Origin of the sequence: Flavobacterium sediminilitoris (assembly GCF_023008245.1) — a bacterium.
Taxonomy (GTDB): Bacteria; Bacteroidota; Bacteroidia; order Flavobacteriales; family Flavobacteriaceae; genus Flavobacterium; species Flavobacterium sediminilitoris.
Window position 1 is genome coordinate 1,845,705 of record NZ_CP090145.1, and the last position, 18,632, is coordinate 1,864,336.

The 18,632-nt window shown below is 30.6% G+C and carries 15 protein-coding genes and 1 tRNA gene; 15 read left to right on the forward strand and 1 reads right to left on the reverse strand.

Annotated elements, in window-relative coordinates; genetic code table 11:
* Window positions 1-9 precede the first annotated feature (9 nt).
* The 13 genes from LXD69_RS08315 (at window position 10) to LXD69_RS18015 (ending at window position 16,273) form a co-directional block, all read left to right on the forward strand.
* A complete protein-coding gene (locus LXD69_RS08315) occupies window positions 10-2,490 on the forward strand; it encodes a DUF5686 family protein (RefSeq protein WP_246918735.1) in 2,481 nt (826 codons plus the stop codon).
* 4 nt (window positions 2,491-2,494) lie between these two features.
* Window positions 2,495-3,100, forward strand: coding sequence for a DNA-3-methyladenine glycosylase family protein (locus tag LXD69_RS08320; RefSeq protein WP_246918738.1), 606 nt, complete (start codon window positions 2,495-2,497; stop codon window positions 3,098-3,100).
* Between the two features lie 71 nt (window positions 3,101-3,171).
* Complete coding sequence (locus tag LXD69_RS08325; RefSeq protein WP_045968979.1) at window positions 3,172-3,702, forward strand: inorganic diphosphatase; 531 nt, start codon at window positions 3,172-3,174, stop codon at window positions 3,700-3,702.
* A 110-nt stretch (window positions 3,703-3,812) separates the two neighbouring features.
* The gene (locus LXD69_RS08330; RefSeq protein ID WP_246918740.1) at window positions 3,813-6,326 is read left to right on the forward strand and encodes a sodium-translocating pyrophosphatase; all 2,514 of its coding nucleotides are present in this window, start codon (window positions 3,813-3,815) and stop codon (window positions 6,324-6,326) included.
* Between the two features lie 213 nt (window positions 6,327-6,539).
* A tRNA-Ser gene (locus LXD69_RS08335) sits at window positions 6,540-6,624 on the forward strand.
* A 481-nt stretch (window positions 6,625-7,105) separates the two neighbouring features.
* On the forward strand, window positions 7,106-7,468 hold the full coding sequence (locus tag LXD69_RS08340; RefSeq protein ID WP_246918742.1) for a hypothetical protein: 363 nt from the start codon (window positions 7,106-7,108) through the stop codon (window positions 7,466-7,468).
* 188 nt (window positions 7,469-7,656) lie between these two features.
* Window positions 7,657-7,998: a heavy-metal-associated domain-containing protein gene (locus LXD69_RS08345; protein WP_246918745.1), complete on the forward strand. Its 342-nt coding sequence runs from the start codon at window positions 7,657-7,659 to the stop codon at window positions 7,996-7,998.
* A gap of 125 nt (window positions 7,999-8,123) precedes the next feature.
* Window positions 8,124-11,948, forward strand: a complete 3,825-nt coding sequence (locus LXD69_RS08350; RefSeq protein ID WP_246918747.1) for an efflux RND transporter permease subunit — start codon at window positions 8,124-8,126, stop codon at window positions 11,946-11,948.
* Window positions 11,941-13,161, forward strand: a complete 1,221-nt coding sequence (locus LXD69_RS08355; RefSeq protein ID WP_246918749.1) for a TolC family protein — start codon at window positions 11,941-11,943, stop codon at window positions 13,159-13,161. The genes LXD69_RS08350 and LXD69_RS08355 overlap by 8 nt, the downstream gene beginning before the upstream one ends.
* 2 nt (window positions 13,162-13,163) lie before the next feature.
* Window positions 13,164-14,945 carry an efflux RND transporter periplasmic adaptor subunit gene (locus LXD69_RS08360; protein WP_246918751.1) on the forward strand — a complete coding sequence of 594 codons (1,782 nt, stop codon included), beginning with the start codon at window positions 13,164-13,166 and terminating at the stop codon, window positions 14,943-14,945.
* Window positions 14,946-14,957: 12 nt separating this feature from the next.
* On the forward strand, window positions 14,958-15,689 hold the full coding sequence (locus LXD69_RS08365) for a DUF3347 domain-containing protein (RefSeq protein ID WP_246918753.1): 732 nt from the start codon (window positions 14,958-14,960) through the stop codon (window positions 15,687-15,689).
* Window positions 15,690-16,130 carry a heme-binding domain-containing protein gene (locus tag LXD69_RS08370; RefSeq protein ID WP_246918755.1) on the forward strand — a complete coding sequence of 147 codons (441 nt, stop codon included), beginning with the start codon at window positions 15,690-15,692 and terminating at the stop codon, window positions 16,128-16,130.
* A gap of 8 nt (window positions 16,131-16,138) precedes the next feature.
* Window positions 16,139-16,273, forward strand: coding sequence for a hypothetical protein (locus LXD69_RS18015; protein WP_262916264.1), 135 nt, complete (start codon window positions 16,139-16,141; stop codon window positions 16,271-16,273).
* A gap of 201 nt (window positions 16,274-16,474) precedes the next feature.
* Here the strand turns inward: LXD69_RS18015 and LXD69_RS08375 are convergent, their stop codons facing one another.
* Window positions 16,475-17,452: a GlxA family transcriptional regulator gene (locus LXD69_RS08375; protein WP_045968855.1), complete on the reverse strand. Its 978-nt coding sequence runs from the start codon at window positions 17,450-17,452 to the stop codon at window positions 16,475-16,477.
* Window positions 17,453-17,611: 159 nt separating this feature from the next.
* On the opposite strand from LXD69_RS08375, the gene LXD69_RS08380 reads away from it, so the two are divergent.
* Complete coding sequence (locus tag LXD69_RS08380; RefSeq protein WP_246918757.1) at window positions 17,612-18,049, forward strand: VOC family protein; 438 nt, start codon at window positions 17,612-17,614, stop codon at window positions 18,047-18,049.
* Between the two features lie 29 nt (window positions 18,050-18,078).
* Window positions 18,079-18,465, forward strand: coding sequence for a DoxX family protein (locus LXD69_RS08385; protein WP_045968851.1), 387 nt, complete (start codon window positions 18,079-18,081; stop codon window positions 18,463-18,465).
* The last annotated feature ends 167 nt before the right edge of the window (window positions 18,466-18,632 follow it).

Genomic DNA, 18,632 nt, shown 5'->3' on the forward strand with positions numbered 1-18,632 from the left:
TTATTAAATATGTATATTAAAAAAATATTTTATCTGTTTGTTTTTTTTTCCTTTTTAGGAGTAGCTCAAACGAAAGTTGGTGGAAAAGTTGTAGATGAGTTTAATGAACCTATTCCTTTTGCAAACGTAATATTTAAAGACTCAAGAGAAGGAGTTATTACAGATGAAAATGGAAATTTTTATTTTGAATCTAAAGAAAATTATAGCGCTTTAATAGTTTCTTTTATAGGTTTTGAAAAAAAGGAAGTTCCTTTGAAAGCTGGATTAAACTCAAACTTGAAAATAATTCTAAAAGAGGGAACTCAATTAAAAGAAGTGGTTGTTTATTCAGGAAAAACTTCGAAAAAAGACAACCCTGCTTTAGATATACTTCGAAAAATTTGGGAAAGAAGGAGGAAGAATGGGCTTAGAATGTTTGATCAATATCAATATAATAAATATGAAAAAGTAGAATTCGATATGAATACTATTGATAGTGCTTTTATGAATAGTAAAATATTCAAAGGCATGGAGTTTGTTTTTGATAATATGGATACTTCAAGAATTACAGGAAAATCATACTTGCCTATTTTTATAAATGAAGAATTAAGCGAGGTTTATGGTGATAATGTAACTAAAAAAGAAAAAGAAGTTCTAAAAGCAAATAAAAATTCTGGTTTTGGAGATGGGGATGGAGTTAATACTTTTATTAAAGATCTATACGCAGAATACGATATCTATAATAATTATTTAAAATTCTTTGATAAAGACTTCGTAAGTCCGCTTTCAAGAACAGGGATTAATGTTTATAATTATGTACTAAACGATAGTATGTATATTGATAATAAATGGTGTTATAATATTGTTTATTATCCGAGAAGAAAAAATGAATTGACTTTTAAAGGAGATTTTTGGGTTAATGATAGCACCTTTGCTATTAAAAAAATTAATTTAGAAGCAAGTAAGAGTGCGAATATTAACTGGGTTAAAGAAATATACATCGAACAAGAGTTTGATGTTTTAAATGATTCCGTGTTTTTGTTGAAGAGAGACTATATGATGTCTGATTTTAGTTTTTCTAAAAAAGAAGAATCAAAAGGAGTTTATGGAAAGAGAACAACCGTTTTTAAAGATCATAAATTTAATATTCCAAAAGAAGATAAGTTTTATCGAGAGGAAGTGAATTTTTATGATAATACTGTTTTTAATCAAACTGATGAATTTTGGCAAGAAAATAGATTTGAAAGATTGAATGATAATGAGTTGGGGATCTATAAAATGTTAGATACTTTGCAAACGGTTCCTAAATTTAAACGGATTTATAATCTGGCATCTATTTTGGGAAGTGGTTATATACAGTATGGGAATTTCGATTTTGGACCAATATTTTCAACCTTCGGATATAATGATGTAGAAGGAGCGAGAATACGAATAGGAGGAAGAACATATTTTGGACCAAATGATAAATGGAGGATTCAAGGATATACAGCATACGGTTTTAGAGATGATAAAGTAAAATATGGTATTTCAGGAAGATGGATGATTAATCCGAGAAATCGATTTATTTTGTCATTAGGCAATAGAAGGGATGTTGAGCAGATAGGAGTGAGTTTAACTACTTCAAATGATGTTTTAGGAAGGAGTTTTGCCTCGTCTTCTTTGTTTTCTAGTGGAACGAATAATAAGCTTACAAATGTGAATTTGACAACATTAGGAGCAGAAATGGAAATGCTAAAGAATTTTAGTATTCAAACAAATTTCTCTTATAGAACATTGTCTTCTGCTTCAAATGAATTTAGTTTAGATTATTATACCGATTTAACGCAAACTCAGGTTAAAAGTGAAGTTAAGCAAGCAGAACTTAACTTACAGTTAGAATATACACCAGGTAGAAAAACAGTAGGATATGGAGTTGATAGGTTAGAAGTTGATAGTAATTATGCTCGTTTTTTTATAAGTTATAGTAGTGGAATGAAAGGTGTTTTTGATAGTGATTTTGATTATCAAAAACTTCAACTTTACTATAGGCAGCCTGTATTAATAGGTGGTTTCGGAAGATTATTTACTACTTTTGAAACAGGTAAAATTTTTGGAACAGTGCCATTAGGATTGATGGGAGTCGTTCCTGGTAATCAGTCTTATTTTATTATAGAAAATACATATAATCTTTTAGATTATTATGACTTTGTTGCAGATGAGTATGCATCACTTCATTTTGAACATCATTTTAATGGACGATTATTTTCAAGAGTGCCTCTTTTAAGAAAATTAAACCTCAGGGAAATAGTTGGAATTAAAGGAGTTTATGGTAATGTTTCTCAAAACAATAGAACTATTAATGCTTCAGGTTTAAATTATATAGCACCAGAAAATTTATATTGGGAATATCATGCAGGAATAGGAAATATATTTAAAGTACTTCGTATTGATTTTGCATGGAGAGGAAGTTATTTGAATATGCCAGATGCTAGAAAATTTGGAGTTAGAGCTTCGTTTGGTTTTTATTTCTAAAAAAATGGAAGAGTCAATTCAATATCTAATTTCGGTTGATAAGGTCTTGAATCAGCTTTATAAAAAATATGGAGTTCCTTATATTCCTAGTAGACCACAAGGTTTTGTTACGCTATGTAAATTAATTTTAGAGCAGCAAGTTTCTTTATCTTCTGCAAAAGCATGTTTCCTAAAATTGGAATCGTTTTTAGTAGAAATTACACCTAGTACAATTTTTGAGGCAAATGAAGAAGATTTAAAAGCTAATGGGATAAGTCGACAAAAAGTAGTATATCTTAAAGAATTATCAAAAGCAGTTTTAAATAAGCAGTTAAATCTAGATAGTTTTGAATTGAAATCAGCAGATGAAATTCGAAAAGAGTTAATCAAGATTAAAGGAATTGGAAATTGGACAATTGATGTTTACCTTATGTTTTCTCTTCAAAAACAAGATATAATTCCATTGGGAGATATCGCAATTATAAATACAATAAAAGAGTTATATAATTGTTGCTCTTCAGATGATATTTTGATAATCTCACAAAAATGGAAGCCGTATAGAACAATGGCATCTTATTTTTTATGGCATTATTATTTGGAGAAAAGAAATAGAAAGCCATTGGTGTATTAAAAAAATGTTTCTAGTCTTAAAAATAAGGTAATGTTTATTATCTTTGCACTCCCTTATAAAAATAAATAAAAATGACTGCAGATAAAGTTACTACATTTGATGTACTGATTGAAATTCCAAGAGGGAGTAGAAATAAATATGAGTACGATTTCGAGTTAAAAAGAATGCGTTTTGATAGAATGTTATTTTCTTCAATGATGTATCCAGCAGATTATGGATTTATTCCTGAAACATTAGCATTAGATGGAGACCCATTAGATGTTTTAGTTTTAGTTAATGAGCCAACTTTTCCTGGTTGTGTAATGGAAGTTAAACCAATTGGAGTTTTTCATATGGCAGATGATAAAGGACCAGATGAAAAAGTAATTTGTGTTCCAGTTTCTGATCCTATTTGGAATAAATTAAATGATTTAAGTGATGTAAATTCACACTTAATAAAAGAAATTGAACATTTTTTTCAAGTTTATAAAGATTTAGAAAATAAACAAGTTGATGTTGAAGGATGGGGAGATGTTAATGAAGCAAAAGAAATTTTTGTAAAATGTACAAAGCGTTTTCAAGAAATAGAAAATAAACCAGAAGGATTGTTTAGTATTAAATAGTTTTTAAAGAATTTCATAAAAAAGGCAATATTGTTAATCAATATTGCCTTTTTTGTTTATTTTTGTTAAGAACGACAAATTATTTTTAACTAAAACAACCAAAAAATTTTATGGATTCAATAATGATTTACGTGCCAATTATTATGGCAATTATTGGGCTTCTTTTTATGATGTATAAAAGGGCTTGGGTTTTAAAGCAAGATGCAGGAGATGGTAAAATGAAAGAAATTTCAGATTATATATATGAGGGAGCGCTAGCATTTTTAAAGGCAGAATATAGATTATTAACTTTTTTTGTAATTGGAGCAAGTATTGCGTTAGCAGGTATTTCATATATTGTTCCTACAACGCATATATTAATAGTGGTTGCATTTATTTTTGGAGCTATTTTCTCAGCTTTGGCCGGAAATATGGGGATGAAGATAGCAACAAAGACTAATGTTCGTACAACACAAGCAGCCCGTACTAGCTTGCCTCAAGCATTAAAAGTTTCTTTTGGTGGTGGAACAGTTATGGGATTAGGAGTTGCGGGTTTAGCCGTCCTTGGTTTAACAGCATTTTTTATTATTCTTTTTCATGTATTTATGAAAGGAACTTGGACTTCTACTGAAGATATGACAATTGTTTTAGAAACTTTAGCAGGATTCTCTTTAGGAGCAGAGTCAATTGCGTTGTTCGCTCGTGTTGGTGGAGGTATTTACACTAAGGCTGCAGATGTTGGAGCAGATTTAGTTGGTAAAGTAGAGGCTGGTATTCCAGAAGACGATCCTCGTAATCCTGCTACAATTGCAGATAACGTAGGTGATAACGTAGGTGATGTTGCGGGTATGGGAGCTGATTTATTTGGTTCTTATGTAGCAACAGTTTTAGCGGCAATGGTTTTAGGAAATTATGTAATTAAAGATATGGGAGGAAGTATTCAAGATGCTTTTGGAGGAATTGGTCCCATTTTATTACCAATGGCAATTGCAGGTTTCGGAATTTTATTTTCGATTATCGGAACCATGTTAGTCAAAATTAAAAGTGATGATGCTAAAGAAAAACAAGTACAAGGAGCTTTAAATATTGGAAACTGGGTTTCTATTGTTTTAACGCTAATATCGTGTTTTTTCTTGGTGAAATATATGTTGCCTGAAACTATGAAAATGGATTTTTTTGGTGAAGGGTTAAAGGATATTTCTTCAATGCGTGTATTTTATGCAACTATTGTAGGGTTAGTAGTTGGTGGAGTTATTTCTTCAGTTACAGAATATTATACAGGATTAGGGACAAAACCAGTTCTAGCAATCGTGCAAAAATCATCAACTGGTGCAGGAACAAATGTAATAGCAGGTTTAGCAACAGGAATGATTTCTACCTTTCCGACAGTATTGATTTTTGCTGGAGCAATTTGGGCTTCTTATGCATTGGCAGGATTTTATGGAGTTGCTTTAGCTGCTTCTGCAATGATGGCAACTACCGCAATGCAATTAGCAATTGATGCTTTTGGGCCAATCTCGGATAACGCTGGAGGAATTGCTGAAATGAGTGAATTACCAAAAGAAGTTAGAACAAGAACAGATATTTTAGATTCTGTAGGAAATACAACTGCAGCAACAGGGAAAGGATTTGCAATTGCTTCGGCTGCTTTAACTTCATTAGCCTTATTCGCTGCGTATGTAACTTTTACAGGAATTGATGGAATTAACATATTTAAAGCACCGGTTTTAGCTATGTTATTTGTGGGTGGAATGATTCCTGTAGTCTTCTCTGCATTGGCAATGAACTCTGTTGGAAAAGCAGCTATGGATATGGTATATGAAGTACGTCGTCAATTTAAAGAAATTCCAGGAATTATGGAAGGAACTGGAAAACCTGAATATGGTAAATGTGTAGAGATTTCTACAAAGGCAGCTTTACGAGAGATGATGTTACCAGGGATTTTAACAATTGGTTTCCCAATTGCAATTGTATTGTTAGGGAAATTAGTTTATACTGATAACAATCAGTTAATTGCAGAAATGTTAGGAGGATATATGGCAGGTGTTACTGTTTCAGGAGTACTTTGGGCTGTGTTTCAAAATAATGCTGGTGGAGCGTGGGATAATGCTAAAAAATCATTTGAAGCAGGTGTTGAAATTAATGGAGAAATGACATATAAAGGTTCTGATGCTCATAAAGCAGCAGTTACGGGAGATACTGTTGGAGATCCATTTAAAGATACTTCAGGACCATCTATGAATATATTAATTAAATTAACATGTTTAATAGGTTTGGTTATTGCACCTATTTTAGGAGGGCATTCTGTAACTACAGAATTAGGATCATGTTGTCATAAGCACGGTTCAACTGTTGAATGTCATTCTAAAAATGTTGAAGAATGTGAAGCTAAAGGCTGCCTTAACCCTAATTGTAAACACCTACAAGGAGGAGATGCTACTCATGTACATGGACCAAATTGTAATCATAATGTAGAGAAAACTATTATAGATATTGATGTTGTTAAAGAGAAAGATGAAAATGGGATTGTAAAAGCAACAGTAATCGTTAAAAGTAATGTGAATGGAAAAGAACTTATAGAAGAAAAAGTTTTTGAAGGAAGTGAAATAGAAGTTGAAGCCAAGATTGCTGAGCTAGGGAAATAAGAATATTAAAAAGACCGTGTTTTTAAATAAATACGGTCTTTTTAAAAATAATATAGTAAGACTGTAAAAAAAATATTTTTATTTAAATCGCTTATATTTAGTTTGTTGTGTTTTTTATTGATAAAAAAATATTTTTTTATTGTATTTTATTTTTGAAATTTAAAAAAGCTTTCTATATTTGCACTCGCAATCACGAAATGATTGTGACTTACTGGAGAAATGGCAGAGTGGTCGAATGCGGCAGTCTTGAAAACTGTTGACTGTAACAGGTCCGGGGGTTCGAATCCCTCTTTCTCCGCTGAAAAAATCCTAAACGGTAGCAAAACCCTGTAAATCTTATGATTTACGGGTTTTTTTTTTGCAACCATATCAAATTATTCATTAAATCTTATTCTAATCGAGATAAAATCGAGACCCTAAAAAAACCAAAAATTAGGGTCTCGCTAAACTCTCGGAAGTATTGAAAATAGGCGGTTTAATGACTTGTTCAATAGCTTGTTCACTCATCAAACATCTTGTTTGTTTTCAATTAGGAAATTAAATTGAGTAATAATTAATTGGTCACCACAATGAAAACAAAAATTACACTTCACTTTTATGCCAAAAGCACAAAATCCAATGCAAAGGGACTACTTCCTATACCTCCATTACACAAATGATAATAGATAAATATGCAAATAAAAATGCGCCATTAAATCACAAAGCAAATTTATTTTAACATTTTTTTGATAAAAAATAATTTGTTTTGGTTAACTTTGTCATATCATTATTATCAATTAATGAGAAAATCATACTTCATATTACTTTTGTTTTTAGGAATATTTTTAATTCCTTATACTTCTTTTGCATGTGGTAGTGAAAAATATACTTGTGAAAAAGAAGTTTCTTCAATTAAAGTAAAAGAACAAAGCTGTTGTGATAGCAACAGTGATTCTGATGATAACGGATGTGAAGGAAATTGCGGCCATTCAAAATGTGGTTGTTCTTCAACTTGTACAAGTAGCTCTACATCAATAATACTTGCATTCAAAACAAATACTATTTTTAGATTTATAACTTCAAATAAAGTTAATTTTTTCTATAAAATACCTTCTGTTTTAAAGGGTTATTCTTCTATATGGCTTATACCTAAAATAAGCTAAATTCAGAGTTTGACATCCATACTTGTGTCAAATTTATAGTAGTAGCACTACTACTTTTTATAACGTTTATTGATGTTTAAACTATTCATGTTAAACATGTTTGTTTAATTCAATATATCTGTTATTCAATTTAAATTTATTTCAAAAATTAATTCAAAAAATCTTTTTGAACACTAAAATCATATAGAATGAAAAAATCATTATTAAAAATAATAATAGCAATTACGGTATTGTTATCAACCACAATTAATGCACAAACAGAGAACACAAAAACAGAAGAAATAAAAGTTTCTGGAAATTGTGGAATGTGCAAAAAAACAATAGAAAAAGCAGGAAATATCAAAGATGTTGCAACCGTAGTATGGAACAAAGAAACCCAAATGGCAACATTAACTTATGATGAATCTAAAATAAATAAAGAAGAAATTGCAAAACGTATAGCCAAAGCTGGTTATGATACTGAACTTGTTAAAGCAAAAGACGAAGATTATAACAATCTTCCAGGATGTTGTCAATATGACCGCGAGTAATTTTATTTTAGTAAGTTGTAATTAACCTAATTCCTCCAAAGTTCTTCTTTGGAGGAATATTCAAAAAAATGTTTACCAAAATCTTTGATAAATAATTTTTTGTTGGTTGTAAATTTTATATTCATATGTTAAATAAAATAATAAAATATTTCCTAGAAAATAGATTAGTAACTGTACTTATTTTTATAGTTCTAATTTTATGGGGTATTTCTACAGCACCGTTTAATTGGAAAATACCATTTCTTCCTTCTGATTCGGTTGCGGTTGATGCTATTCCTGATATTGGTGAAAATCAGCAAATTGTTTTTACGCAATGGCAAGGTAGGTCGCCTCAAGATATTGAAGACCAAATCTCTTATCCATTAACAACCTATTTATTAGGAATTCCAGGTGTAAAATCAATTAGAAGTAATTCTATTTTTGGTTTTTCAAGTATCTATATCATTTTTGATGATGATATCGAATTTTACTGGTCCAGATCCAGAATATTGGAAAAATTAAACTCACTACCAAATAGTTTATTACCCGAAAATGTAAAACCATCATTAGGTCCAGATGCAACAGCACTAGGGCAAGTATATTGGTACACAATTGAAGGAAGAGATAAAGACGGTAATCCTACTGGTGGATGGGATTTACAAGAAATAAGAACAGCACAAGATTTTTACATTAAATACGGACTAAATGCCGTGCAAGGAGTTTCAGAAGTAGCATCCATTGGTGGTTTTGTAAAAGAGTATCAAATTGATGTTAACCCTGATGCATTGAAAGCATACAATATCAGTTTAATGCAGGTAATGACTGCTGTACAAAAATCGAATAAAGATGTTGGTGCCAAAACAATTGAAATTAACCAAGCCGAGTATTTAGTTAGAGGTTTAGGTTATGTTAAAAAAGTAGAAGATATTGAATTGGCCGTTGTAGCAGTTAAAGACAATGTTCCAATTCGTATAAAAGATATAGGTGTAGTTGCATTAGGACCTGAAACAAGAAGAGGGATTTTAGATAAAGGAGGTGCTGAAGCCGTAGGTGGTGTTGTTATTGCACGATATGGCTCTAATCCATTAGAAGTAATTAATGGTGTAAAATCTAAAATCAATGAAATTGCACCAGGTTTACCTAAAAAAACATTAGCTAATGGTGTTGTAAGCCAATTAACAATTGTTCCTTTTTATGATCGAACAGAATTAATTCAGGAAACAATTGGAACCTTAGAAACAGCTCTTTCGCATGAAGTATTAATCAGTATTATTGTGGTTTTACTTTTAGTTTTAAATTTAAGAGCTTCTTTAATCATTTCCAGCTTATTACCCGTTGGAGTATTAATGACTTTCATTGTAATGCGTTATGCTGGTGTAGATGCTAACGTAGTGGCTTTATCAGGAATTGCTATTGCAATTGGAGTAATGGTAGATGTAGGCGTCGTGTTTGTCGAAAATATTATTCGACATCTCGAAATGCCAGAAAACCATGGTGCAAAAGGCAAAAAATTAATGCAGGTAATTTATGAAGCAACTACCGAAGTTGTTTCAGCTATTACAACTGCCTTAGCAACTACGGTTGTAAGTTTTATTCCTGTATTTGCTATGGAATCTGCCGAAGGAAAATTATTTAGACCTTTAGCATTTACTAAAACATTTGCTTTATTAGGTGCTTTTGTTTTAGGATTAATTATTCTTCCATCTTTAGCTCATTATATTTTTGGGATTGACTACGACAAAAAAAGAGTAAAACGTTTTTGGGCGTATGTATTTATTTCAGGAGGTATATTATTGAGTATTTATTTTAAAATTTGGCTTCCATTAGCTTTAACGTTAATGGGGTTATATGATCTCTTAAATCACAAAATACCTCAAAAATTCCAACGCTATACAAAGCATTTCAATTTAATTATAGTATTATTTATTGTATCCTTTTTCCTTACTGAAGAATGGATGCCTTTAGGTCCTCAGATAAGTGTAATTGGTAATTACCTATTTGTAATCATTTTGTTAGGAATAATATTAGGTGTTCTTTTGTATATAGTAAGTTCCTATGAAAAAGTACTGCGTTGGTGTTTAGAAAATAAAGGTAAATTCATGTTATTACCAATGATAACATTGTTTTTTGGAGTTTTAGTTTGGATAGGATTCGACAGCACTTTTGGCTTTGTTGCTAATGGGTTAGACAAATTAGGTTGGAATATTAGATCCTCTAAAATTTGGTCAGTACCAGCGCATACATTTCCTGGAATTGGTTCCGAATTCATGCCAACACTTAATGAAGGGAGCTATCTTTTAATGCCAACATCTATGCCACATGCTGGTGTAGAACAAAACAGAAAAGTAGTTGGACAACTCGATATGATTCTAAACCACATTCCCGAAGTTGATATGGCAGTTGGGAAATTAGGACGTGTAGAAAGTGCTTTAGACCCTGCTCCAATTTCAATGTATGAAAACGTTATCAATTATAAGCCAGAATATATTTTGGATGCTAACGGACATCGAATGCGATTTAAAACCGATAATAAAGGTCGTTACATTACAAAATCTGGTGATACACTTTCACATGATGAAGCACTAAAACAGGCAATTACTGTAAAAAATTTAATACATGACGAAGATGGTTCTTTCTATAGAAATTGGCGCGATATAATTCAGTCACCCGATGATATCTGGAATGAAATTGTAAAAGCTTCTAAAATACCAGGTGTTACGTCTGCTCCGAAATTACAACCTATCGAAACACGTTTGGTTATGCTTCAAACAGGAATGAGAGCACCTATGGGAATAAAAGTTTTTGGACCCGATTTAAAAACTATTGAAGAATTTGGATTAGAATTAGAAGCCATTATTAAAGAAGTTCCTTCTGTAAAAAGCGAAGCTGTTTTTGCCGATAGAATCGTAGGAAAACCTTATTTACATTTAAATATTGATAGAGAAAGAATTGCTCGATTTGGCTTAAATATAGAAGATGTTCAACAAGCTATTGAAACAGCAATTGGAGGAATGAAAATTTCTTCAACTGTTGAAGGAAGAGAACGCTATCCTATAAGAGTTCGCTATCCTAGAGAATTAAGAGATAGCCCTGAAGCATTAGGAAAAATATTAATAGCTACTCCTACTGGCGCACAGATTCCGTTAGGTCAATTAGTTCAGTTTGAATATAAAAAAGGACCTCAAGCCATTAAAAGTGAAGATACTTTTCTGGTTGGTTTTGTATTATTCGATAAAAATGATGGCTATGCCGAAGTTGATGTAGTAAATGATGCTCAAAAAGCAATTCAAGCTAAAATTGATTCAGGCGAATTGGTAGTGCCTCAAGGTGTAAATTATAAATTTTCAGGAAGTTATGAAAATCAAATAAGAGCAATGAAAAGACTTTCAATTGTAATTCCTATTTGTTTAATCGTTATCTTTTTATTACTTTATTTTCAATTCAAGACTGTTATTGCATCGTCAATCCATTTCTCTGGAGTATTTGTTGCATTTGCAGGAGGATTTATTATGCTCTGGTTATATGGACAAGATTGGTTTATGAATTTTGACGTTGCTGGTGTAAACATGCGGAATTTATTCCAGATGCATCCCATAAATCTAAGTGTAGCTGTTTGGGTAGGTTTCATAGCCTTATTTGGAATTGCTACTGATGATGGAGTAATCATGGGTTCTTATATCCACCAAGTTTTTGAAGAAAAAAATCCACAAACAATACCTGAAGTTCGGGACGCTGTAGTAGAAGCCGGAAAAATGAGAGTTAGACCAGCAGTTATGACAGCTGCAACAACAATTATTGCTTTACTACCCGTTTTAACTTCAACTGGTAAAGGTTCAGATATTATGATTCCTATGGCAATCCCTACATTTGGAGGAATGACTATTCAAATTATGACCATGTTTGTAGTACCTGTATTACAAGCGTTTTGGAGAGAAACAGTAATTAAAAATAAAGAAAAGAGAAATGCGTAAACTAATAATTATATTCATTTTATTTTTTGCTTATAATGCTAAAGGACAATCTTTAAACGATTATTATACTATTGCTGCGGAAAATAATCCAGAATTAAAAGCAAAGTATAAAGAGTTTGAAGCAGCCATGCAAAAAATACCACAAGTTAGCTCTTTGCCCGATCCTAATCTTTCAATGGGGTATTTTATTTCTCCCGTGGAAACAAGACTTGGACCGCAAAATGTTCGATTATCTCTTTCGCAAATGTTTCCTTGGTTTGGTACTTTAAAAGCACAAAAAAATGCAGCAACTTTACTTGCAGAAAGTAAATATCAAGCATTCTTAAATGCTAAAAACCAATTGTTTTCACAAGTAGCCGCTGTATATTATCCATTATATGAATTGCACGGTTTAAAAGAAATTGAACAAGAAAACATTAGAATTTTAGAATCGTACAAAAGCATAACCAATACAAAATTTCAAAATGCTAAAGGAAGTTTAGTAGATGTTCTACGTGTGGATATTATGATAAAAGATGCTCAAACTAATTTAGAAATTTTAAATAAAAAAGAACCAGCATTAACATCTTGGTTCAACAGTATTCTAAATAGAAAGTATGATGAAAAAGTTGTTGTTTCTAAAAAGATAGAAACAATAGAATTACCCATCGAATATCGTAAAGATTCAATAGTTACTAATCCAATACTACAAGAAATTGAATTAAAAAAGCAAGCTTCGGAAGCTACAATTGAAGTAGCTAGAAAACAAGGTTTGCCAAAATTAGGAGTTGGTTTAGATTATGTTTTTGTAGGTACTGGAATGAATAATTTTCCAGATTCGGGTAAAGATGTTATCATGCCTATGGTTACAGTTAGTTTGCCCATTTTTAGAAAAAAATATGACGCAGCAGTTACTGAAGCAAAATTAATGCAGGAAAATTATTCTTTTCAAAAAGAAGCTTATGAAAACAAATTGAACGGAACCTATTACAAACTTGTTTTTGAATTGCAAAAAGAAAGAGACTTGTTAAAATTATATGAAGGACAAGTAATAACACTATCCAAAAGTTTAAGTCTATTATTTGCCTACTACAGTAATGCCAATAAAGATTTTGAAGAAGTATTACGTATGCAACAAGAGCTTTTAAAATATCAAAAATTGCAATTGTCAAGTATAAGTACTTTTCATGTAAAATTAGCAGAATTAGATTATTTAACCGCAAAACAATTTTAATCATGAATATAGATAAAAAAACAAAAATCTTATTAGCAATAACCTTATTAGTTGGGCTACTATTAGGAGCTTTGTTATTTGGTGGAAGCTCTGAAGAAAAAGATGAAAATAAAACAGATGCTTCATCAAAAGCAGAAACATGGACCTGTTCTATGCATCCACAAATTAGACAGCCAGAACCAGGTGATTGTCCTATATGTGGAATGGATTTAATCCCTTTGGAAGCAGGAGATGATGATATAGATCCTGATGCAATTAGCATGTCGGAATCTGCCATGATTATTGCTGGAATCTCTACTTACAAAGTTGGAAATACCGATGGTGTTAAAGAAATTTCACTTAATGGAAAAGTTGAAGTTAATGAAAGAACCGTTTATAGCCAATCATCACATATACCAGGTCGTATCGAAAAAATTCAAGTTTCGTTTGTGGGCGAATATGTAAAAAAAGGTCAAGTAGTTGCGTATATCTATTCTCCTGAATTAGCCAGCACACAACAAGAATTAATTGAAGCATATACCGTAAAAGACATTCAACCTGAATTATTTGAATCGGTAAAAATGAAATTGAAAAATTGGAAAGTTTCTGATGCTACTATTAATACTATTATCTCATCAGGTAAAACCCAAGATAGATTTCCTGTTTATGCCGATGTTTCAGGATATATTATCAAGAAAAATGTTGAGTTAGGCGATTATCTTCAAAAAGGACAAACATTATATGATGTTGCCGATTTATCAACCGTTTGGGTGCTTTTTGAAATTTACGAATCAGACATGAATTGGGTAAAAAAAGGAAATAAAATAGACTATACAATTGCATCATTTCCAGGAGAAAAATTTTCGGGAACAATAACATTTATAGATCCATTTATAAACCCAATAACACGAATTGCAAAAGCAAGAGTTGAGGTAGCTAATTCAGGATTAAAATTCAAACCCGAAATGTTTGCAACAGGTACTTTAAAAACTCAAATAAGTGCAAATAAATCAACATTAAGTGTCCCAAAATCTGCTGTAATGTGGACAGGAAAACGCTCAATTGTATATGTAAAAAATGAAACTGACAAAGGAATAACATTCAAATTACGTGAAGTTACCTTAGGGCCATTATTAGGAAACGATTATATAATTGAAAACGGTTTAGAAATTGGCGAAGAAATAGTAGCAAATGGTACTTTTAATGTTGACGCTGCTGCACAATTAGCTGGAAAACCAAGTATGATGAATATTGAAGGTGGCAAAGTAAATACAGGACACAATCATGGAGATTCACAAATGTCTATGAATGGTGATAAAAAAGTAGTGCTAAAAGAAGATAAAACAGCAATTAGTGCAGAAGCCAAAAAGAGCTTACAACCATTATATAAAGATTATTTTCAATTTAAAGATGCTTTAACAAAAGATGATTTTAATTCGGCTAAAAAAGCTCTTTTAGAATTTGAAAAATCGTTTAATAAAATAAACATGAGCGTATTTAAAGGAGATGCTCATAAAATATGGATGAGTTACCAAGCAGAGTTAAAAAAACAAACATTACACGCTACACACATAAAAAACATTAAAGAATTAAGAATGTCTTTAGAACCAATTTCAAATGTAATGGTAGCAATGACAAAAGCTTTTAACCCTTTAAACGAAACTACTTATGTTCAGTTTTGTCCTATGGCAAATAACGATAAAGGTGCGTTTTGGTTAAGTAAAGAAAATAAAGTAATTAACCCATATTTTGGGGCTTCCATGTTAAAATGTGGAGAAGTAAAAGAAACAATTAATAACAAATAAATTTTAAAAATAATGAAAAAAGTAATAGGAGTTTTAGCAGTAGCTTTATTAAGCTTAACAATTTCTTGTAAAGACAACAAAGGAGAACAAAAAGACGAAATACATAATGAAATGAGTGATAATCATACAACATATGCTTGTCCAATGAAGTGCGAAGGCGATAAAACCTATGATGAAGTAGGTTCATGTCCAAAATGTGGAATGGATTTAGAAGCAGTTGAAGCACACAACCACTCTGAAGCAAATCACGAAGACGGACACGGCCATGGTAATAACGAAAGTACAGAAAGAGCAATTACTCAAAACAGTACAAAAAACACTGCTACATCAGCCATACTTGATGCTTATTTTGAAATCAAAAATGGTTTAGTTGCTGATAGTAAAGAAAAAACAGCAACAGGAGGAAATTCTCTTTTAGATGCTATTTCTAAATTCGATATGTCAAAATTATCGCAAGAAACACATAAAGAATATATGGAAATTCAAGAAAGTGCAAAAGAACATGCAGAGCATATCGTAAAAAGCCCTATTGATCACCAAAGAGAACACTTTGAAGCTTTAAGTACAGATATTACTGATTTAGTAGCACTTCTTGGAACCGATAAAGTTATTTATCAAGATTTTTGTCCTATGGCAAACAACAACAAAGGAGCACATTGGTTAAGCGAAGTAAAAGAAATTAAAAACCCATATTTTGGTTCAAAAATGCTAAAATGTGGAAGTGTAAAAAAGCAAATAAACTAAATGAAAAAATTTAAAATCATAGTATTGATTTTATTGATTGTGTTTGTGGGAATTCAATTTTTTCCCACAAAACGCAATCAAAGTGATAGTGTACCCAATACAGATTTTATGATAGTTAATACTGTGCCAAAAAATATTGATAACCTATTGAAAACAGCTTGTTATGATTGTCACAGTAATAATACATCATATCCGTGGTATAATAAAGTACAACCAGTTGCTTGGTTTTTAGAAAATCATATTGATGAAGGTAAAGCAGAATTAAATTTTAACGAATGGGATAATTATTCAAACAGAAGAAAAAAAAGTAAATTAAAATCAATAGTTAGTCAAATTGAGGAAAACAAAATGCCTCCTAACTCATATAGCTTTATTCACAAAGACGCTGTCCTTTCAAACGAACAAAAACAAGAAATTATAGATTGGATAAATAGTATGTAAAATTATAATTGAATTTATTAAAAAATTTAATAACATGGAAAATCATAAACACCACTAAAAAAACGAACCATTCTAGAATGAAACACGTTCCTATAGGAATGGCAGGTTATAATTACTATCAAATGATGATTAACGATTTTTAAGAAATGCTTTTGGGAAATTTTATTAACCATTCCAATAGCATTTCTATCTCCAATCACACAAGATTTTTTGGGTATGAATTTTTATTTCTCAGAAATTCTTAATGTACTATTTGGTTTAGCAACAATCGTATATTTTTATGGAGAATGACCTTTTCTAAAAGGGTTTTCAGCAGAAATAAAAAATAGTTCTCCTGTATGCAACTAATTTAAAGTTCCTTTGTTGTATTTATTTCTATATTCAATAGGAGTTAATCCTGTTATCTTTTTAAAAATAGTTCGAAAAGCCTTTGAATCAGTATAACCAACATCATACATAACTTCATTTATGTTTTTTCGATTTGTTTCAAAATTTCGTTTCGCAAATTCTATCTTAACTCTATTTATGTATTCTAAAACAGAATTATTAGTAGCTAGTTTAAATCGTCTTTCAAAACTTCGTCTCCCTAATGAAACTAAATGTGCCAGTTCATCAATTGTTATTCTTTCTTGAATATTATTTTCAATAAAATCCTGAGTTTGTTTTATAGCCTCATCAGTATGGTTTTTTTGACCTTGAAACATTGCAAAAGCAGATTGATTTTTTCTATCAATATCAATGGCAAAATATTTAGAGGCTAAAATAGCGGTTTGTCTATCAGTATATTTTTCAACTAAATGCAATAATAAATTCCAATATGAATTAGCTCCTCCACTAGAATAAATACGATGTTCTTCTGTAATAATATTACCATCAACAACTTCTGTTTTTGGAAACATTTCTCGAAACTCGTTTTGAAATCCCCAATGTGTAGAGCATTTTTTACCATCAAGTAATCCTGTTGATGCTAATAAAAAAGCACCTACACATAATGAAGCTATTTCTGCTCCATTTTCATATTGCTCATTTATCCATGGCAATGCTTTTTTATTCATTTTAATAGCACTTTTCATATCACCAAACAATGCAGGAATTACTATTAAATCTGTTTTTTTTACATCTTTTAGTAGTTGAGTAGTTTTCACAGAATAAAGACCATCATTTAATTTAATTTCTTTTTTAAATCCTACAAGTTCTATATTGAATAAAGGTTTTTTACCAGAAACCATCATGAATTGATTTACAGCAGAAAATAAATATTGTGGATCAGCAATGGCTTGTAATACTGACGATTCTGGAACTAAAATACTTACACTTTTCATATAAAATACTTGGAATAAAGGTCTAAAGTACAAATTATATTGACGTAAATATACCTTAAGTTGTCATTTTTGCACATTTTAAAAGTCTTGTTTTTGTTGCAATTTTGTAATGTTACTTAATCCGATATACGATTGCATTTTTGTTTAATTTCATATGAAATGAATATGACACAAATTAATTCTTATTTGACCTTTAATGGAAATTGTCTTGAAGCAATGCAGTTTTATAAAGAATGTTTAGGAGGGAAACTTTTGTATCAGACTATTGGAGATTCTCCTATATCAGAAAAAATACCTAAGCAGATGAAACATTATATTATGCATGCTTCACTTTCAAAAGAAAGATTGTTATTAATGGCTTCAGATATAGTAGATAATGATAAATTAATTAAAGGAAATACTATTTCTCTTTTTTTGAATTGTAGTAGTGAAAAAGAAATTAGAGAGTATTACGAAAAACTTTCTCAAGGTGGAAAATCTAATTATCAGCTAGAATACAATTATTGGGGTGTATTGTTTGGAACTCTTATAGATAAATTTGGAACACATTGGGTACTAAATTATAATAAAAATAGAAGTGAATCTTTTAATTTATAACTTTAATATTAATTTAAAAAACAGAAAAAATGAAATCAAAAAAAACAAACAAAATTATTTTTTGGACAGCAACAATTGTTATTTTCTTATTTGAAGGAGTAATGCCAGCATTAACTTATCAAACAGAATTAGCAAAAGAAGGAATCAGACATTTGGGATATCCTGAATATTTTGGAAGCGCTTTAGTATTGTTTAAAATTTTAGGAGTAATCGCATTAATTATTCCAAAAATACCAAGAAGATTGAAAGAATGGGCTTATGCAGGATTTGTCTTCGATTTTATATTTGCATCAATTAGTCATACTGCTGTAGAAGGTTTTGGATTTGGAACTGTTTTTCCGTTAATTATCTTAGCCGTTTTAATGGTATCTTATGTTTATTATTATAAGATAAATTCTTTTAACTTTAAATCATAAATGTTATGTCATTTCAAACATATTAAAAAAATATTGAGGCTAAAACAGGAAAAATCACCTTCGAGTTATTAAAAATAAAGCAATAGTTCTTTTGGTATTTAATGATTTAAGGTGAAAATATTAAGATCTAATTATCATTTGTGACAATTTGTTTTTATAAATCTTAT

Bases quoted from the DNA above. Each gene is read 5' to 3' on its own strand.
- LXD69_RS08315 (WP_246918735.1), top strand. From the start codon at position 10: ATGTATATTAAAAAAATATTTTATCTGTTTGTTTTTTTTTCCTTTTTA.
- LXD69_RS08320 (WP_246918738.1), top strand. From the start codon at position 2,495: ATGGAAGAGTCAATTCAATATCTAATTTCGGTTGATAAGGTCTTGAAT.
- LXD69_RS08325 (WP_045968979.1), top strand. From the start codon at position 3,172: ATGACTGCAGATAAAGTTACTACATTTGATGTACTGATTGAAATTCCA.
- LXD69_RS08330 (WP_246918740.1), top strand. From the start codon at position 3,813: ATGGATTCAATAATGATTTACGTGCCAATTATTATGGCAATTATTGGG.
- LXD69_RS08340 (WP_246918742.1), top strand. From the start codon at position 7,106: ATGAGAAAATCATACTTCATATTACTTTTGTTTTTAGGAATATTTTTA.
- LXD69_RS08345 (WP_246918745.1), top strand. From the start codon at position 7,657: ATGAAAAAATCATTATTAAAAATAATAATAGCAATTACGGTATTGTTA.
- LXD69_RS08350 (WP_246918747.1), top strand. From the start codon at position 8,124: ATGTTAAATAAAATAATAAAATATTTCCTAGAAAATAGATTAGTAACT.
- LXD69_RS08355 (WP_246918749.1), top strand. From the start codon at position 11,941: ATGCGTAAACTAATAATTATATTCATTTTATTTTTTGCTTATAATGCT.
- LXD69_RS08360 (WP_246918751.1), top strand. From the start codon at position 13,164: ATGAATATAGATAAAAAAACAAAAATCTTATTAGCAATAACCTTATTA.
- LXD69_RS08365 (WP_246918753.1), top strand. From the start codon at position 14,958: ATGAAAAAAGTAATAGGAGTTTTAGCAGTAGCTTTATTAAGCTTAACA.
- LXD69_RS08370 (WP_246918755.1), top strand. From the start codon at position 15,690: ATGAAAAAATTTAAAATCATAGTATTGATTTTATTGATTGTGTTTGTG.
- LXD69_RS08375 (WP_045968855.1), bottom strand. From the start codon at position 17,452: ATGAAAAGTGTAAGTATTTTAGTTCCAGAATCGTCAGTATTACAAGCC.
- LXD69_RS08380 (WP_246918757.1), top strand. From the start codon at position 17,612: ATGAATATGACACAAATTAATTCTTATTTGACCTTTAATGGAAATTGT.
- LXD69_RS08385 (WP_045968851.1), top strand. From the start codon at position 18,079: ATGAAATCAAAAAAAACAAACAAAATTATTTTTTGGACAGCAACAATT.